This is a genomic window from Paenibacillus sp. FSL M7-0656 (assembly GCF_038003225.1).
GTDB lineage: Bacteria > Bacillota > Bacilli > Paenibacillales > Paenibacillaceae > Paenibacillus > Paenibacillus amylolyticus.
Genome location: NZ_JBBOOT010000001.1, coordinates 1,989,554 through 2,006,653 on the forward strand (window position 1 = coordinate 1,989,554; position 17,100 = coordinate 2,006,653).

Annotated in this window: 16 protein-coding genes, 1 tRNA gene and 1 pseudogene; 7 read left to right on the forward strand and 11 right to left on the reverse strand. The window is 46.3% G+C overall.

Annotated elements, in window-relative coordinates:
* Positions 1-131: 131 nt before the first annotated feature.
* Positions 132-1,286 (reverse strand): sn-glycerol-1-phosphate dehydrogenase, encoded by a 1,155-nt coding sequence (locus MHI01_RS08595; RefSeq protein WP_340019932.1) that lies wholly within the window; start codon positions 1,284-1,286, stop codon positions 132-134.
* A 158-nt stretch (positions 1,287-1,444) separates the two neighbouring features.
* Between MHI01_RS08595 and MHI01_RS08600 the strand changes: the two genes are divergently transcribed.
* Positions 1,445-1,630 (forward strand): hypothetical protein, encoded by a 186-nt coding sequence (locus MHI01_RS08600; protein ID WP_036609735.1) that lies wholly within the window; start codon positions 1,445-1,447, stop codon positions 1,628-1,630.
* Between the two features lie 106 nt (positions 1,631-1,736).
* Here MHI01_RS08600 and MHI01_RS08605 read toward each other — a convergent pair.
* A tRNA-Leu gene (locus tag MHI01_RS08605) sits at positions 1,737-1,820 on the reverse strand.
* 226 nt (positions 1,821-2,046) lie between these two features.
* Between MHI01_RS08605 and MHI01_RS08610 the strand changes: the two genes are divergently transcribed.
* A complete protein-coding gene (locus tag MHI01_RS08610) occupies positions 2,047-3,039 on the forward strand; it encodes a Gfo/Idh/MocA family protein (RefSeq protein WP_036609737.1) in 993 nt (330 codons plus the stop codon).
* Positions 3,040-3,262: 223 nt separating this feature from the next.
* The gene (locus tag MHI01_RS08615) at positions 3,263-3,625 is read left to right on the forward strand and encodes a winged helix-turn-helix transcriptional regulator (RefSeq protein WP_036609739.1); all 363 of its coding nucleotides are present in this window, start codon (positions 3,263-3,265) and stop codon (positions 3,623-3,625) included.
* Positions 3,626-3,676: 51 nt separating this feature from the next.
* Here MHI01_RS08615 and MHI01_RS08620 read toward each other — a convergent pair whose 3' ends face one another.
* From MHI01_RS08620 to MHI01_RS08640, 5 genes are all read right to left on the reverse strand, one after another.
* Positions 3,677-5,296: a sensor domain-containing diguanylate cyclase gene (locus MHI01_RS08620; protein ID WP_051447134.1), complete on the reverse strand. Its 1,620-nt coding sequence runs from the start codon at positions 5,294-5,296 to the stop codon at positions 3,677-3,679.
* A 164-nt stretch (positions 5,297-5,460) separates the two neighbouring features.
* On the reverse strand, positions 5,461-6,198 hold the full coding sequence (locus MHI01_RS08625) for a spermidine synthase (protein ID WP_036609741.1): 738 nt from the start codon (positions 6,196-6,198) through the stop codon (positions 5,461-5,463).
* Between the two features lie 160 nt (positions 6,199-6,358).
* Complete coding sequence (locus MHI01_RS08630) at positions 6,359-7,261, reverse strand: LysR family transcriptional regulator (protein ID WP_017689438.1); 903 nt, start codon at positions 7,259-7,261, stop codon at positions 6,359-6,361.
* A 59-nt stretch (positions 7,262-7,320) separates the two neighbouring features.
* Positions 7,321-8,058 carry an SDR family oxidoreductase gene (locus tag MHI01_RS08635; RefSeq protein ID WP_036670070.1) on the reverse strand — a complete coding sequence of 246 codons (738 nt, stop codon included), beginning with the start codon at positions 8,056-8,058 and terminating at the stop codon, positions 7,321-7,323.
* A 25-nt stretch (positions 8,059-8,083) separates the two neighbouring features.
* A complete protein-coding gene (locus MHI01_RS08640; RefSeq protein WP_200869416.1) occupies positions 8,084-8,359 on the reverse strand; it encodes an Atu4866 domain-containing protein in 276 nt (91 codons plus the stop codon).
* Positions 8,360-8,519: 160 nt separating this feature from the next.
* Here MHI01_RS08640 and MHI01_RS08645 point away from each other — a divergent pair.
* Positions 8,520-9,455 (forward strand): annotated as a pseudogene (locus MHI01_RS08645) (AraC family transcriptional regulator).
* A 64-nt stretch (positions 9,456-9,519) separates the two neighbouring features.
* Here MHI01_RS08645 and MHI01_RS08650 read toward each other — a convergent pair.
* Entirely contained in the window at positions 9,520-9,954 is a 435-nt protein-coding gene (locus tag MHI01_RS08650) for a MerR family transcriptional regulator (RefSeq protein WP_235193815.1), read from the reverse strand.
* Positions 9,955-10,126: 172 nt separating this feature from the next.
* Between MHI01_RS08650 and MHI01_RS08655 the strand changes: the two genes are divergently transcribed.
* A complete protein-coding gene (locus MHI01_RS08655) occupies positions 10,127-11,005 on the forward strand; it encodes an SDR family NAD(P)-dependent oxidoreductase (protein WP_339198715.1) in 879 nt (292 codons plus the stop codon).
* 89 nt (positions 11,006-11,094) lie between these two features.
* Here MHI01_RS08655 and MHI01_RS08660 read toward each other — a convergent pair whose 3' ends face one another.
* From MHI01_RS08660 to garR, 3 genes are all read right to left on the reverse strand, one after another.
* On the reverse strand, positions 11,095-12,453 hold the full coding sequence (locus MHI01_RS08660; protein WP_036609749.1) for a GntP family permease: 1,359 nt from the start codon (positions 12,451-12,453) through the stop codon (positions 11,095-11,097).
* Positions 12,454-12,545: 92 nt separating this feature from the next.
* A complete protein-coding gene (locus MHI01_RS08665) occupies positions 12,546-13,970 on the reverse strand; it encodes a four-carbon acid sugar kinase family protein (RefSeq protein WP_339198712.1) in 1,425 nt (474 codons plus the stop codon).
* Between the two features lie 54 nt (positions 13,971-14,024).
* Entirely contained in the window at positions 14,025-14,921 is an 897-nt protein-coding gene (gene garR / locus MHI01_RS08670; RefSeq protein ID WP_076318389.1) for a 2-hydroxy-3-oxopropionate reductase, read from the reverse strand.
* A 200-nt stretch (positions 14,922-15,121) separates the two neighbouring features.
* Between garR and MHI01_RS08675 the strand changes: the two genes are divergently transcribed.
* Together MHI01_RS08675 and MHI01_RS08680 are read left to right on the forward strand one after the other, a co-directional pair.
* The gene (locus MHI01_RS08675) at positions 15,122-15,742 is read left to right on the forward strand and encodes a GntR family transcriptional regulator (protein ID WP_036670058.1); all 621 of its coding nucleotides are present in this window, start codon (positions 15,122-15,124) and stop codon (positions 15,740-15,742) included.
* 172 nt (positions 15,743-15,914) lie between these two features.
* Entirely contained in the window at positions 15,915-17,078 is a 1,164-nt protein-coding gene (locus MHI01_RS08680; RefSeq protein WP_340982935.1) for an oxalate decarboxylase family bicupin, read from the forward strand.
* Positions 17,079-17,100 lie beyond the last annotated feature (22 nt).

Here is a 17,100-nt window from a genome sequence, read left to right on the forward strand (position 1 = left end):
CACTGTTCTGGCTATTCCAGCAGAAATGTCAGATAACCTACCCTTTTTCGTCTTTTGCTCCCAAGGAGAGCCATCACAGCCCGCTACAAGTGAAGTTTATGCATTTCATCATGATCATTCTCTCTAAAAGGTCATCCTAAACTCGTGTTTAACACTTCATTGATATATCTCAATCCGGTATATCGAGGACGAAGCGTATGCGCTGTGTTGAATGCATGTTCCACCATCTCCGGGGTTACACCAAGTTGCTCAGTAGTCACAGGTCCACCTACTTGTTCCAACCATGCGATGAGCTGAGTAGCCTCCGGCAATTGGTCATATATCCCAAACACCGGTTCACCCGATGTCTGTGCAAGTTCTTTATATTTCACCGTAAGCAATGCACAAGCTACGCCAACTTTGGCACCATGCAGAACCGGCCTTTCTCCCGCTTGCATCAGATCCATCTCCAAAATATGGGACAGATGATGCTCACCTCCGGATGCCGGACGGGAATGGTCAATGATCAGCATGGAGATACCGGAAACAATTAGTGCGTCCATTAATACAGCTACTCCCTCTGCTCGCCCCTCCGCAATCGCTTGTACATGATCTATGCAGGTATTCAGCGCTTCTTCTGTCATCCGATAAGCAACCGGACAGAACGGTTCCCCGCCCAGATCACGAGAAACAATCCAATCTGCAAGGGAAGTATATTTGCCAAGCATATCTCCGAATCCGGCAGCCGTCATCACTTGGGGAGCTTGCTCCAGGATATTCATATCGGCAAAAATGGCTTCAGGCGGAACAGCCTGAAATGTCTGTTTGATTCCGCTTACAATTAAGGGTGCACCCGCAGAGGTAAAGCCATCTACTGAAGCCGCTGTCGGTATCGACAGAAAGGGCTTATTCATTTTGGAACAAACAAATCTCACCAGATCATGAATGGTACCTGAACCCACCGCAATTACAGCCTGACTTTCGAGTCTCACACCCAACATAACCTGCACAATAGCTGCTTCATCCGCAATGATATCCCCCGTGCGATTCTCCGGAAGAGCGATCTCATCCACATGCATTCCCGCTTCGCGAATACTACTCAGCACATCAGATCCGGCGGCCCGAAACGTATGTCGATCATAAACAACCGTCACCTGACGATATCCTTGCTCAGACAAATAACCCGGTAACCTCTGAATGGCCCCAGCTTCCAGATGTATCAGCATATCCACCACTCGGTGTTGATGACCGCAAGCACACTGCTGTGCTTCCTCATTCCATGCTGCAATTCGTTCGTTCATATTCATTCGCTCTTACCCTCCCATATGAGATATCATGCATAATTAACGGGTTAAAACCACAAGATAAAAAAGGAAATAAAATGTGATGATTTTCCTGATCACACTTTACTGCCTGTATCCAATATTTGCAAATCCATATCTCACATTTCCAAGTAGGTGAAGCAATGAAATTAACGAAAGAATTAGGAATTTCGCTCGGATTTCTCGCTGGAACCACTTTTGGCAGCGGTATCGCTTTTTTGTTTCGTCTCCAGTCGGTTGAAGTGGTTGCCAGTGTAACGCTATTTGGTATTGCAGGAGCCATTGCCGGGATCATCACGGCAGTCATTCTGCGCCAGCGGCAACATTAGCATTAGCATGCTGGTAGCAAAATGTAGGCTTCACACGAATGATCCACAAAATAAAAAAAGGTTCGTGAATTGCCCTAGAGCAACTCACGAACCTTTTTTTGTTAGATGCGGTCGAGAGGACTCGAACCTCCACGGGGGTTAGCCCACACGGACCTGAACCGTGCGCGTCTGCCAATTCCGCCACGACCGCATAATATGTATCTCCTCATCCATCGATGAAAAGCGTTCCGGTGAAACAATTCCTTGTTTTACCGTAATTCAGAGTATACATGCTCCAAAATAAAAATGCAACTTCTTTTTTTACTCATTCAAGAATAGGACATATGTCCTTTTTTCTCAACTTCAAACACCCTATCGTAGCATTAATCAACAAATATACCATCCATAAGAATGCAAAAATGAAGGAGAGATCCACCTTGAAAACAACCCATCTGTGCTTTATCGGTGCAGGGTTTCATGCATCCACGAATATTTACCCTTCTGTTGTTGAAGCCGGAGCGCAGATCCAGGCCATTGCCACACGCAGTATGGAACGCTCTGAAGCAGCTCTGCTGCGATTTGGCAGCAACGGACAAGCGTATGATAACGCTCAGCTTATGTTACAGCAGGAAACTTGTGACGGTGTCGTTGTGGTCGCCCAGCCTGTAGATCAGACCGCTCTTGTTCTCGAATGCATTGGGGCTGGCAAGAATGTATACGTGGATAAGCCGCTCGGATGGAACGCAGCGGAAGCCGCCACTGTAGCAGAAGCTGCCGAGCAGGCTGGCGTCGTTGTCATGGTTGGTTTTATGAAACGTTATGCCCCCATATACATGAAGCTGAAGGAGCTAATTGATAGTGGTTCGCTAGGTAAGGTACGTTCATTCCAGATGAAATTCGCTGTAGACAGTACCCCATTTTGCAAGGATGAGGAACAGTTCATAAAGCTCGCTGCCATTCATATGGTCGATCTGATGCGTTACTTATTCGGAGAAGTAATACGAGTTACAGGCACAACCGTGAAGGATGGGGAACACATTAATCAAAGCATTTCCCTTGTATTTGAGAATAACGTAGTAGGCAGCGCTTATTTTACCGGCATGAGTGCTTGGTCACGGGAAAGTGAAAGTGTACTCGTCACCTTTGACAACGGATTTGCGTCAGCTGAAGAGATCAACACACTTACTGTTCATCAATCCCGAAGTTCGACCAGCCTTCCCTGGAAATCTCTCGAGGAGCAAGATACTGTATATACACCTTCCGGATCTCCCATGTCAGGAGCTTATCGTGACCTTTATCTACGCGGGTTTGTTGGTGAAATGGTGCACTTCATCGCGTGTTGCCAGAATCAGACTGTCCCACATTCCAGCGCCAAGGATAATATTGCAACGATGGCTCTATGTGACTCCATTCTATCGTCACTGAAGTAGCGTATATACGCTCATCATCATATTTTATACATCCAGCGAAGAGCCTGAAACCCGGGCTCTTTTTTATATTCTAGACATCAGCACATCTGCCTTCGGCTAGAGTTAGGGTTTATAATCTGCATCATAAGTGATATGCTCTTTCATGAACTATACGTACGTTATGTAATATAACCACCCAAATAGATACTATAGAAAATCACCGTAAAGTGGAGGTGTACTTATAATGAAAAAGGACGCAACCAAGCTATGTCCCGCGCCCTACGGCTGTTCCGTGGAAGTTACCCTCAGTGTGATCGGAGGCAAATGGAAAGGTGCCATTTTGTATCATTTATTCTCCGGTCCTTTGAGATTTAACGAGATCCGAAAATTGTTTCCTGACATCACCCAGCGAATGCTCACCCTGCAACTTCGAGAGTTGGAAAGCAGCGGAATTGTTCATCGTGAAATATACCCCCAGATCCCACCTAAAGTGGAGTATTCCCTCACACCATTTGGTGAAACGTTACGGCCGATTATCTTCAGCATGCGAGATTGGGGAGAAACGTATACAAATGAGGTTCTGGCCAGATCCTCACAAGAGGTATAGTACACAAAAGAAGCTGTCCCTGGTTTTTAAGGGAACAGCTTCTTTGCTTGCTTATTTAATAACCGATTGGATCGTAACCGTACGGTTACGTCCCTCTTCCTTCGCTTGATACAATGCATTATCCGCCAAGTGAAACAGTTCTGTGGATGTTGTGGAGTGCTTCGGATATTCAGCAATTCCAGCCGAGATGGTGACGGAACGATCTATAGGCAATATGCTTTCTTCGACCGTTATTCGGATACGTTCAGCAATCTCAAAAGCCACGTTAGACTCGGAATTTCTTAACAAGACTACAAATTCCTCTCCACCAAACCTGGCGCATACATCTTCTGGTCGAACAGACAATTGAATGATATTGGCAATGTGTTTTAATACTTCATCCCCAGCATGATGCCCGAATGTATCATTAATGGACTTGAAGCGGTCGATATCCAGAACAATAATGGAGAATGGCGCCTCATCCTGAATCCATTCCTGAATGACTTCTTCGAAGGTTCTGCGATTGTTCATGCCTGTTAAAACATCGGTTCTGGCATCATAGACAAGCTGGTTTGTCTGTTTCCTAAAGTTCGCCAACGCGCCAACAACTGCTCTTGTTAGAAGGTCTGCCTCTCTATTCCAGTGAGGTTTCATCACAGGCAGATCTACTTGTCCCTTATCGACCTGATTCACCAAATCAGCCAGCATAGCAAAAGGACTGGCCAGCTTGCGTGCAACCCGAACCACAATAAGGGTCAGGATCAGAAAAGGCACTGAGGTGTACAGCAACAACATACGGATATGATGATTCAACTGATCGTACACCGTTTGGGTTGGAGACACGATTACGACGCCCCAACCTGTTGATGGAACTTTGTAATAACCTGCAAGCGAATCCACACCTGCCAGGTTTTTGTATTGTTCTTTACCGTTCTTGTTTACTAGCAGCTTTTGCACCACTTCATTTTTACTGACATTTTCACCAATTCGGTTGGTGTTTGGGTGAAATAACAAAGTGCCCTTCTTATCCACAATAAAAAAGTAGGACCCATTACTTGTCTTGAGCTGACTGCCAAAAGACAGACTCAATATATTATTTTCCTGTAAAAAGATATTTCCACCGATTGTTCCTTGATACTCCCCTGCCGAATCAAAGATCGGTTCACTGACAAATACAATTCTGCGTTTGGTTCTGGGTGTCTGGTACGCTTCGGAGATATACGAAGTTCTCAATTTTACCGCTTCTTTTGCTGCATTGGAACTAACATGGTGACCTACACTAGCCTCTGAGTAAGGTGAGGTTGACCTGACTACCCCCGCTTTATTTACCAAAGAAACGGAATTGAAAAAATTACTGCTATTGCGAACTAAATCCAATGTGGAATTCAACTCTTTTGTATTGGAGTGATCCATATTCGGGAAATAATTGGCTGCATATTTCAAGCTCTCCTGCATGGAATAAAAAAGCGAATCCAGCGTTTGGCTCATTTGCACAGCGCTTGCATAGTTTAGGGACAGGGTGTTATCAATGAGTGACTGTTTCTGAGATGTATAAGATGAGATGACCATGAGGGTCAATGTCATTATAACTGAAATAGTGACCAACCCGCCGAGTAAAGCCGTGAGGCTGATCTTCTTGATGTTTTTTATTTTTCTTCGTAATCTTCTAGATCTCTTGATCTGTGCAATCATCGTTTACTTCCCCCGGATTTTCATGAAAAAGCATATTCCTTCTATCTTATACGAAAGTTGTTAAGATCAAATAAAGAGACTGAGAAATCTTAACAATTACATCGTAAGATTGACGATTTAATGACATTTTACTTTCCCTGGAAGAATCACTGTTCAGGATCGCCCTAATCGACAATGATATATCCTTCTTCTGGCTCTTGTTCCACAAACCCTGCCATCTGACGAACCTGAAATTCGATCGGGTGATGACTACCCATTAAAATGCGATTCTGAACTTCATCCGCTGTTTCTGTAGGTAATGCGAATGCACGTGTATAGGCAAACTGTGCCTGAAGTGTCGTATAGATCGCATTGACAAGCCGATCGTTGCCCGCACGCCCAAACACATTAAGGATGACAGCTCCGTCCGAGTCCAGCTTGTCCTTGACCATCGCAAAAAAATCACTGGATATAAACTGCTCGGGTGTACCCGTTGCCGTAAAGGCATCAATAATAATATAATCATATGACGCAGCAGGTTCCTGGCTCAATAATTCACGACCATCCCCAATGAGCACAGGGCTTCCCTCATAACCAAAAAAGGTTTGGCTCAACTCCACGACCTCCGCGTCAAGCTCAGCCACTTTTACCTGACGATCAGACAAGTAGGTTGGCAATGTGCCAATACCATGTCCCACCACAAATACGGTATCAAACTCAGGATCATTCCGTTCCATTAGATGCACCATCGCTCTTGGATACTCCAACACCATCCGGTTAGGCTCATCCAGATCCATGGCTCCCTGCACAGCTGCATTGGAGAATTCTAATACACGAAACTGGCCCTTCTCTCCATAAAGCTTTTTGGTATCATATACCGTCAGCTCATGCTGTTCACTTTTATTCCGATACAGAACTCTCACTAACCGTTCTCCCTTCGATCTCTTGCACACATTCGACATATACCTTCATTCTATTACACGTGATGACAACATACCACCCTATACTTTAAAGATCATAGTACAACAAAAAAACCGTTCCGATTCATACGGAAACGGCCTTTTGATGAACCATTTAACACTTCTAAGACCCTATGGCCTCATGCAGAGCCTGGACATATGCTACACCCAGATTAGAGAGAGAAGTGCTCTTGTGGCTTATCCATCCTACATTAATGGATTCCTCACATTCCAGCGGTACAGGAATGATCTCGTCTCCGTTCAGATCAGCGCTAAGTACACCGGTAGAGATCGTATAACCATTCAGACCAATCAACAGGTTAAACAATGTTGCGCGGTCATTGACCTGTATGCTTTTGGGGTGAGATAACGTACTTAGGATCTCTTCGGAAAAGTGAAAGGAATTGTACTCTCCCTGATCAAATGACAAGTACGGATAATCCTGCAGTTGCTCGATTGCAACCGACTCTTGCTTCGCCAGCGGGTTCTTCACACTGATAAAGATATGGGGCTTGGCTGTGAACAAACTCGTGAAAACCAATCCCGCATCTTTTAACAATTTGTTAATCACCTTGGCATTGAACTCATTCAAATACAGGATGCCAATTTCACTGCGCAGGCTTTTCACGTCCTGAATAATCTCGTAGGTCTTTGTCTCCCGGAGCGCCAACTCGTATTCATCCTGACCATACTGCTGTACCAGACGAACAAAGGCATTCACTGCAAACGCATAATGCTGCGTCGATACGGAGAAGTGCTGCGGGGATGGCTTGGCGTTCAGATAACGATTCTCCAGCAATTCAGCTTGTTCTACCACCTGACGTGCATAACTCAGAAACTCAACGCCTTCTTTAGACAGAGATATTCCCTTATTGGTACGTTCAAAAATAGTAATTCGCAACTCCTGCTCCAGATCCCGAATGGCATTCGAAAGGCTGGGTTGCGAGATAAACAACCTTTTGGCTGCTTCATTCATGGAACCGCGCGTGGCCACTTCGATCACATATTTTAGTTGTTGTAATGTCACTGCACTATTCCTCTTTTCGTATCAATTGAATCTATTATATACCAAAAGAGGATCCGAACTTAAGCCATGCTTGCTGTCGGTCTCACTACAATCTCATTTACGTCCACCTCTGCCGGCTGGCTAATGGCATACAAGATACTTTGCGCAATCGCCGAGGCAGGAATCGATATGCGCCGATACTCTTTCATGAGATCACGTGCTTCTTCATCAGAAATCGTATCCGCGAGTTCCGATTCCGTCACGCCCGGTGATACAAGGGTTACACGGATATCTCCGCCTACTTCCTGTCGCAACCCCTCCGAGATGGCGCGGACCGCATATTTGGTTGCACAATACACCGCTGCCGTTGGTGACACGGCATAGGCTCCAATAGAGGCGATATTAATAAACTGGCCGAAACCCTGCTTTTTCATGACGGGTAGTCCAGCTACAATGCCATGCAGAACCCCACGAATGTTAACATCTATCATGCGATTCCACTCATCTACTTTTAACGATTCAAGGGGAGATAGCGGCATAACTCCAGCGTTATTTAAAATAACATCGATACGTCCATAGCGAGTTTGAGCGAGGTCAACGATGGTTTGCATCTCTTCCAATCTGGTAACATCCAGCGAATGATACTCCACCGATCCTCCCTCCAAACGAATGGAGGAGGCCAATGCCTCCAAACGTTCCATACGTCTAGCTCCAATAACTACATGTGCTCCATGCTGTGCAAGCAATCGAGCTGTTGACTCGCCAATTCCACTACTCGCACCGGTAATGACAACCACTTTCCCTTTTACATTGGACATATTTTAATCGCTCCTTATTTAGTTGTTATTGTACATTTTCTCTATACAAAACCATGCCTGCATGGTACAAAACGCCGTCCCTGAAGTCTCCATCCGCTGTAAATCCCGTATCATCCACGTACTCTATATGTTTCCCATGAACAACATAGCGACCCTGATATGCACTTTGCCGATCTCCTCTCGCTTCATCATATCTACCGCAAGGAAGAAGTTCATGTCTGATATATCCATCCTTCGTGACCCACATCCCCACATACGGGTGTTTTGATTCTTGTTGGTCGCCCATTGAATTGCGCTCCATTGTTTCTCACTCCTCTCTGCTTCAAAAGATTCCGTTGCTTATCTCCATTATGTAGAGGATCAGTCGTTGTACGATAGAAAAATCCCGCAGTATTCTTGCCTATTCCTCCAGAGCATTTTAAAATAATAGTAATCGTGCTTTACAAGGGGGACTGCAATTCATGCTTATCAAAACAAATGAAACGGATACGAGCATCACGGAGCAGCAGCAACAATTGGCTCAGCTTATTGAGCATTTCACCCCAAGTGACGGGATACATCCAACAGCAATTCCATCCCTTGCCTTAATCCGTGCCTCCGAGATCTCACAACCCATATATTCCGTTTATCAGCCTTCCCTCTGCATTGTCGCCTAAGGTTCCAAATTAGTTATACTCGGCCGAGAGAGCTACACCTACAACCTGTCACAATATTTGGTAGCTTCCGTAAACTTGCCTATTTCAGGACAGGTTGTACAGGCTACAACCGAACATCCCTATCTATGTATTCGACTGGATTTTGATTCAGGGCAGATTTTCGATCTGATTCACGATACCCCTTCTGCTCAACCCAAACCTGACCATTCAACACAAAGAGGATTGTTTGTTAGCTCAACCAAACCTTCCCTTCTTGAAACCGTGATCCGATTGGTTCGGCTGCTGGATACACCTGAAGACATTCCTGTCCTTGCCCCTATGTTTATCCGCGAAATTCTATATCGTATTATCCAGGATGAACACGGACACTCCATCAAGCAGTTTGCTATTCAGGACAGTCATGCACAGCACATCGCCGAGGTGATCGAAGTCATCCAATCTGATTACGCTAAGCCACTTCGGATTGAGCAACTTGCTGCCACGATCAACATGAGTTCTTCCTCATTACATCATCATTTCAAAGCGATTACCGCCATGAGCCCTTTGCAATTCCAGAAACAAATTCGATTGCATGAAGCCCGGCGAATGTTGCTTGCAGGTTCAACCGATGCCGCCAACGCTGCGTTCCAGGTTGGCTATGAAAGTCCGTCTCAATTCAGCCGGGAGTATGCACGCATGTATGGTCTCCCTCCCAAAAGCGATATCAAACGACTTCGTCATACACTCGATATTAAAAACTAGAAACAACAAAAAGACCCGCGTCATCATGACGTGGGTTTTCAGATTCAAATAGGCAGCAGCGCCATCAAGAGAATAGGTTCTGTTTTTCAAAAACAGATATCTGGTTCTCCCCGGTAATAGGACATTCATCAGGATACATACTTCGTTTCTCCAACTTCTCGTCGATAAAATCAACCACCTGCTGTAGCGAAGCAATCTGTGCTTCAACTTTCTTCCGGTGATTCACCAGCATCTCCCGTTCATCCGGGAAATCGGCGAGATCGGAATCCATGGACATTTGTAAATAAGGCTTCATTTCCTCCAGAGACATTCCTGTTTTTTTCAGGCAAGTGATCAACTTCATCGTATGGATATCCTCCGAGCGATATACCCGATGGCGATTGGCTTTGCGTTCCGCTCGGGGAAGCAGCCCAATCTTCTCATAATAACGAATTGTATCTTCTGATAATCCGGCCTGTTCTGACGTTTCTTTAATGGAGAACACTTCATTCTCACTCATCATATGGGCCTCCTCCACATTCATTTCTCTCCATATTACAACTTGGAGCTGACTCCAAGTCAAGCATGATCCGTTCCACCCCAACACCCCTTGACTTGGAGTCGACTCCAAGTTATAGAATGAGCGCAGCATACAGATTCGTTCTGTAATCCCATTCTATCTGGAGGTATATATGAATATACAAAATCAGCTTCGCACCGCTCTCATCACAGGTTCAACGTCAGGAATTGGTCTTGAACTGACACGCAGGTTACTCGCTGAGAGATGGCAGGTAATCGGTCTCAACCGTTCTGCTTTCCCATCCGAGGATACCGATATTCAGAACGCCTTACGTTCAGGCCAGCTCCGTTGGGTTCAGGCTAACCTGACCAACTATGACAATCTGAGAACTGCACTAGATCAGATTAAATCCGATACCGATTCGATCGATGTTTTGTTTAACAATGCGGGGGGCAGCGCTGCCGAACTTCGTTTCTCTGATCAGGGGCATGAACTGCACTTTGAACTTCAGACGGTAGTCCCTTACATCATCTACATGGAATTAGTTGAGCTATTACTCAAAGGACAGATGAAAACAGTTATTAATACTTCCACCACCTCGTTCAATATGGTCAGACAATTTGATCTGAACATCCTGGAACGTCCAGCCGAATTCAAAAAGCTGTTTGGTCCTTATGCCACCTCGAAGCTCGGCTTATCCCTATGGACACGCGAGGCTGCCAAGTCTGCCAGTGCGTATGGCATACAATTACTAAGCGTAGATCCCGGTGGAAATAACACGCTAAGGGGCAACAAAACATCCGGCCTGCCCTTCTATATCAAACCTATCATGAAATGGTTCTTTCCTCATCCAAGCCATGGCGCTTCGTTGCTCTACAATGCGGCCTTATCCCCAACCGGACTCGAATCCGGTGCGTTCCTGGTTAAAAATAAAGCGACAGTGCTTCGTTTCACAGAGCAAGGCCCTGCTGTTTTGAACCGGGTAAACGAGATTTATGAACAGCGTTTTCGTACAACGCAGTCTGGAAAGACTACAATCACCCCATCTTAACCATGATGGCCCGTAAGCAGTAAACATAACAAAAAAACACGCCATAGCGGCGTGTTTTTTTGTTATAGGCTTTATGGTTTTTTTCCTTGTTAGATAAAGACACTCAACAATAACACCATGCCAAAGGCGGCAAATCCGAGAATGGTCTCCATGACCGTCCATGTCTTAAGTGTCTGCGGCACAGACAGATTCAAATACTCTTTGACAATCCAGAATCCCGAATCATTCACATGGGACAAAATAATTGAACCTGCTCCCGTTGCGAGCACCAGCAACTCCGGACTTACCCCCGGCATCGTCATAGCGATTGGAGCCACAATGCCCGCCGCTGTTGTCATAGCAACCGTAGCTGAACCTACCGCCGCACGAATCAATCCGGCAATAACAAAGGCCAGCACGAGTGGCGACAGATGCGCACTTTGGGCAAAACCCGCTATCGCGTCACCTACACCGCTGTCTGTCAGGATACGGTTGAATCCGCCTCCTGCACCGATCAGCAAGATAATGGAAGCAACTGGGCCCAAGCAATCATTTGTATATTTCAATATCTGCTGTTTGCTGAAACCACGTGCATATCCAAAAGAATAAAAGGAAAAGAGCAAAGCGAGCAGCAGTGCAATAATCGGACTACCGATGAAATCAACGACCTGACGGAATCCGTTTGTCTCTGGTAAAATCAGATCCACAATCGTAGCGAGCAACATCAGAATCACCGGAAGCAAGATCGTAAAGAGGGTGATGCCGAAACCAGGCAGTTCCCGATCTTTGGTCTCAGTGAACTGTTCCATTAGCTCACTTGAAGTCTCGACTTTGATCCGCTTGGAAATCCATGTTCCATAGAGCGGACCTGCAATTGCTGCGGCTGGAAGGGATACAATCAGAGCCAGGAATATTGTTTTACCAACATCGGCATTGAATATTCCTACCGCGAGCATCGCCGCCGGATGAGGCGGAATCAGACTGTGTACCACGGCAAGACCCGCGACAAGTGAAAGTCCGATTTTGATTAGCGACGTCCCTGTATGCTTCGCAATAACAAATACCAGCGGGAAGAGTAGCACGATTCCAACCTGGATAAATACCGGAATACCACAGATCAGCGCAACAACCATCATCGCCCAGTGTACGTTCTTCTCACCGAAGACACGAACGAGTGTCTGGGCTATTCGTTCGGCCCCACCAGACTCGGCCATGAGTTTCCCGAGCATCGTTCCAAGTCCCAGAACAATCGCGATGAATCCGAGAACGCTTGCAACACCTTCCTGATAGGATTTCACGATATCCGTGAACGGCATACCCGAGATCAATCCCATAAAGACAGCGCCCACGATTAGGGCAACAAATGGATTCATTTTAAATTTGGCAATTAACAGAATCAATCCAAGAATGGATATCAGTGCGTAGAGCAGCAGACTTGCATCATGACTAAGACCGAATACGGAATACATCCGAATAGCCTCCCCCAAGTTGTTATGTTGTGTCAGCACGCAGAATTACACTGGCCCAAACGACCTGAACACTGCGCACCTTCGTATTAAGCTTAAGCTTCGATCTTCTCTACCGTCTCCAGTAGCGCACGTTCCCCGCCAACATTCCCTGGAAACACGATATATGGGATACCACTGAATTTGGCTTCTTCCCCTGTCAACCATACCGGAATGCCCGCAGCCACTTGACCGAGCACCCTTGCTTTGCGTATGCCCAGACCTTTTGTTGCCACATCACTGGATGTAATGCCACCTTTGGCAATAATGAACTTCGGTACGACTTCAAGAGATTGCACAATCTCGACCAACGCGGATGATACCGTCTGACTGATCTTGAAATTGCCCTCATGTCCTTCTACGGTGATGAGCTTACGGCTGCTGTATACAACAACATTGTTGCCCTCCGCAAGCTGTCTGTTCGCTTCACCAATCACACGTCGAATTTCTTCCGTATATCCATCCGGCGTTAATACACGCTCCACATCGATCTCCAGACTGATGATGCCCGGAAACGTAAGCAGTTGTTCCAGTTGACGAGTCGTCTTCTGCACATAGGAACCAACAACAACGATTCCGCCATGTTGTTCCTGTCCGCTTGCGATCAGCTGCTCTTTCGGCAGAAATGCCTGATCCGAGATGCCTGCATACGATTTGACAAAGGAGGCCGCCGTCCGAAAAATAAAAGCTTTCCCCTCATCCTCTGCTTGAAGCAAAGCCAGAGAAAGTACATCCATGTCTGCATAAGAGAGCGCATTCACGATAATCGGTACATTGCTTTCGGCTTTTAGCAAAATCGCTTTGACTATATCGACTCCTTGACGGATTTCCTCCAGTGAAATGGTGAGGCAGCGACTAGCCTTAATACGGCCTGAAGTCTTCTCCTCTACCCACGATGGCAGATCTCCATGCTCATACCCAAATACTTTATCCTTGGCAAATTCCGTCTCATGAACTGAAATCAACTGTTCGCCTTCAACCATATAATGCGTGTTGCCTATCGTAACCCGTCCTGCCTCGAAAAAGGCCGGAATGATCAGTTGTCCGTCATATGCACGTCCGCTGACACGCGCCACTTCTTCGGCTAGCACATCCGTCTCCAGCGGATAATAACCACGTAGCATGGAGTCACTACGACTCACAAAGGTGAAATTCGTTCCTTCCTCTGCTGCAACCTCCTGCACATTGCGAGCAATCTCCCGATTAATACGTTCCGCTGTATCTGCATCCAGCCCTCGTGTATTGGTCAAAATATAGAACAACGATTCAGAGGATCGAAACGCCTCCTGCAACAGTGGCTTGTCCCACTGTGTCAACACATCAATATCATGAACCGTCTGTACACCGGTTGGGTCATCATCCAGCACGATAATTTTGCGAGCCCTCGCATCCTGCAATTGTTTAATCTGTCCTCGCACTCCTTCAGAAGAGTTTTCCGTCCGAAGAGCTGCGGGGATATCCGATAACGTCTGATAGGTCATGTCTCTCCACCTCATATCTATATCTATTAAAATTCTTTTTTCTTTTTTGAATTTTTATTGGACCCGATTCACTTCTACACCTGCGAGTTTCTCAAAATACTGAACGATTCCGCCATGGTCATCTGCGGCTTTACCATCAATCTTCAGTGCATGGAAAATCTCCAGCAACTGACTGCTAAGCGGTAAAGGAACACCGATATCATGCGCCGTTTCCATCACATTGGTCATGTCTTTGAGATTAATATCAATCCGTCCTCCAGCGACAAAGTTACGATCCAGAATGAGTGGTACTTTTGCATCCAGTACCGCACTTCCAGCAAGGCCACTACGGATTGCCTGATACATCTTCTCTACATCAATGCCAGCCTTGGCTGCAAATACAAGCGCTTCGGACATGGCGGCAATATTCAGGTTCACGATAATCTGATTCGCCAGCTTGGCTGTTGCACCTGAACCATTATCCCCCACTCGCGTTACATCCTGTCCGACCACTTGCAGAACCTCTTTCACAGATTCGAAAATCATTTCATTGCCACCCACCATGATGGCGAGTGTACCATCTATAGCTTTGGGTTCCCCACCACTTACGGGCGCATCCAACATATGCAAGCCTGATTTGGATACAAGCTGAGCCAGCTCTTTGGAAACGACCGGCGAGATTGAGCTCATGTCGATAATGATACTTCCCGTATTGGCTCCTGCCAGCACACCTTGTTCGCCCGTTATAACGGTGCGGACATGCTCTGAGTTGGGCAGCATCGTGAAGATGACATCACTATGCTCAGCCACCTCTTTCGGAGATGCTGCGCCTCGCGCTCCTGCATCAGCCAATGACATCACAGCCGTTTGATTAATATCGTATACGCTTACATCATATCCCGCCCGGATCAGGTTCAATGACATAGGACGTCCCATAATACCGAGTCCAATAAATCCAATTCGTTTCTTCATCTTGCAATCCCTCCAGCCTAAATTCTTCGCTTTTCACTCTTGTAATCGCTATCATTCCTGTTCACATTCGTTATTGTACACAACATTATAATTTTTGTATACAATTTTATTATTTATGTATCCGAAAATTAAAATTTGGTTTTTAATCTTGTTGTTTATTGCCTTCTTTTTCGCTAAAGTAAAGGGAGAGGTGAAATACAATGCAACCAAGTACGGACAAGTCCCGTCCAGCTTATCAGCAGGCCTATGAAGTTCTGCGGGACATGATTTTGCAAGGCACCCTTTCTCCGGGAACCAAACTTGTGGAAGAGAAGCTGGCGACCGATCTGAATGTCAGCCGGACTCCGATCCGAGAATCCATCCGCCGGCTGGAACAGGAAGGATTAGTCGTGAACAAACGGGTCGTCAAGCTAACCGAGACCGATCTAAGAAATACGTTTGAATTACGGAAGTTACTGGAGGGACATGCAGCTCAATCTGCAGCTGCCTTCTTATCCGCCCAGGAAGTGGCGGCTCTTGAGCATTGCGTTCAAGTGGGACATACCGGAAGCAAAGAAGAGATTATGGAAGCCAATAAAGAGTTTCACGAAATCATCATGCGCGCGAGTAATAACGCATTGATGATTGATCTCTTCGACAAAATGCAATCCGTCATTTATCTATTCCGTCAGACGGTTGTGTATTATCAGCGCCCCTTCCTCATTGAAGAGCATCATCAGATCTGTGAAGCGATCAAGGCACATGACGGGCAGACTGCCGAACGACTGATGAAAGAGCATCTGCAATCCGATCTGGAATTCTGCCTTCATTTGATTCGATAACCGGATTCATGGATTGTTCGACTTTCTCACATCCGTATAAAGACGTGACCGCATGCGGTCACGTCTTTTTTTGTCGTTTGTCCCTCATATTATCCAGGCCCTGATTCATAGGTGTAAACATAACGATACAATGTCGCGTGTGATATGTTATTGAATCTGGAGGGATCACTCAATGACTAAAGGACAGCAACCTAACGAAAAATCATTTATTATCCCGCAACCCATTCGCAGTGATGGCGCTGGTGGACCTGATCTGGGACCCAGAGACGTCATGAGAGATATACAAAACCCCGATATGCTGGTACCTCCGGCAACCGATAACGGGTTATTGCCCAATCTGAGAATGTCTTTTTCCGATACCCATATGCAATTGAACCATGGGGGTTGGTCACGTGAAATCACCGTACGGGATCTCCCTATTGCCACTACACTGGCAGGTGTGAACATGAGCCTGACACCGGGAGGTGTAAGGGAATTGCACTGGCATCAGCAATCCGAGTGGGCCTATATGATCTGGGGAACGGCAAGAATCACTTCGGTAGATCAGAACGGACGTAATTTTATTGCGGATGTCGGGCCTGGCGATCTCTGGTTTTTCCCCAAGGGTCTACCCCATTCCATTCAGGGACTGGAGGATGGTTGTGAATTTCTGCTTGTGTTTGATGACGGGTCCTTCTCCGATCTGAATACGTTATCCATATCCGATTGGTTTGCCCATACCCCACCAGAGGTATTGTCTGTCAATTTCGGCGTGCCCGAATCCGCTTTTCAGTCAATGCCGAAGGAACAGGTCTACATTTTCCAAGATACCGTCCCGGGTTCCATCGAGAGCCAAGAAGTTCAGTCGCCATATGGTACCGTTCCTCTCACATTCAAACACCGATTGCTGGCCCAGGAACCACTCATTACCCCCGGCGGAAGCGTCCGGATTGTCGACTCCACCAACTTCCCCATCTCAACTACCGTTGCAGCCGCACTCGTTGAGATCCGACCTGGCGCCATGCGTGAACTGCACTGGCATCCCAATGCAGATGAATGGCAATACTATCTGACAGGACAAGGGAGAATGACTGTCTTTGGAGGCAATGGCATTGCTCGCACATTTGACTATCGGGCTGGAGATGTCGGATATGTTCCTGTCGCAATGGGACACTATATACAAAATACCGGCACAGACACTTTATGGTTTTTGGAGATATTCCGAAGTGATCGATTCGAGGATGTATCGCTGAATCAGTGGATGGCGTTAACCCCGCGGGATCTGGTCCGTGACAATCTGAATGCGCCGCCTGAGTTGCTCGATGCCTTGCGTAAAGTAAAATGGCCTGTCGTTTAATTTAGTATGTATATCTATCATT

Excerpts from the sequence above, each read along its gene's own strand:
- MHI01_RS08595 (WP_340019932.1), bottom strand. The coding sequence starts at position 1,286 with ATGAATATGAACGAACGAATTGCAGCATGGAATGAGGAAGCACAGCAG.
- MHI01_RS08600 (WP_036609735.1), top strand. The coding sequence starts at position 1,445 with ATGAAATTAACGAAAGAATTAGGAATTTCGCTCGGATTTCTCGCTGGA.
- MHI01_RS08615 (WP_036609739.1), top strand. The coding sequence starts at position 3,263 with ATGAAAAAGGACGCAACCAAGCTATGTCCCGCGCCCTACGGCTGTTCC.
- MHI01_RS08620 (WP_051447134.1), bottom strand. The coding sequence starts at position 5,296 with ATGATTGCACAGATCAAGAGATCTAGAAGATTACGAAGAAAAATAAAA.
- MHI01_RS08635 (WP_036670070.1), bottom strand. The coding sequence starts at position 8,058 with ATGTCCAATGTAAAAGGGAAAGTGGTTGTCATTACCGGTGCGAGTAGT.
- MHI01_RS08640 (WP_200869416.1), bottom strand. The coding sequence starts at position 8,359 with ATGGAGCGCAATTCAATGGGCGACCAACAAGAATCAAAACACCCGTAT.
- MHI01_RS08650 (WP_235193815.1), bottom strand. The coding sequence starts at position 9,954 with ATGAGTGAGAATGAAGTGTTCTCCATTAAAGAAACGTCAGAACAGGCC.
- MHI01_RS08655 (WP_339198715.1), top strand. The coding sequence starts at position 10,127 with ATGAATATACAAAATCAGCTTCGCACCGCTCTCATCACAGGTTCAACG.
- MHI01_RS08660 (WP_036609749.1), bottom strand. The coding sequence starts at position 12,453 with ATGTATTCCGTATTCGGTCTTAGTCATGATGCAAGTCTGCTGCTCTAC.
- MHI01_RS08665 (WP_339198712.1), bottom strand. The coding sequence starts at position 13,970 with ATGACCTATCAGACGTTATCGGATATCCCCGCAGCTCTTCGGACGGAA.
- garR (WP_076318389.1), bottom strand. The coding sequence starts at position 14,921 with ATGAAGAAACGAATTGGATTTATTGGACTCGGTATTATGGGACGTCCT.
- MHI01_RS08675 (WP_036670058.1), top strand. The coding sequence starts at position 15,122 with ATGCAACCAAGTACGGACAAGTCCCGTCCAGCTTATCAGCAGGCCTAT.
- MHI01_RS08680 (WP_340982935.1), top strand. The coding sequence starts at position 15,915 with ATGACTAAAGGACAGCAACCTAACGAAAAATCATTTATTATCCCGCAA.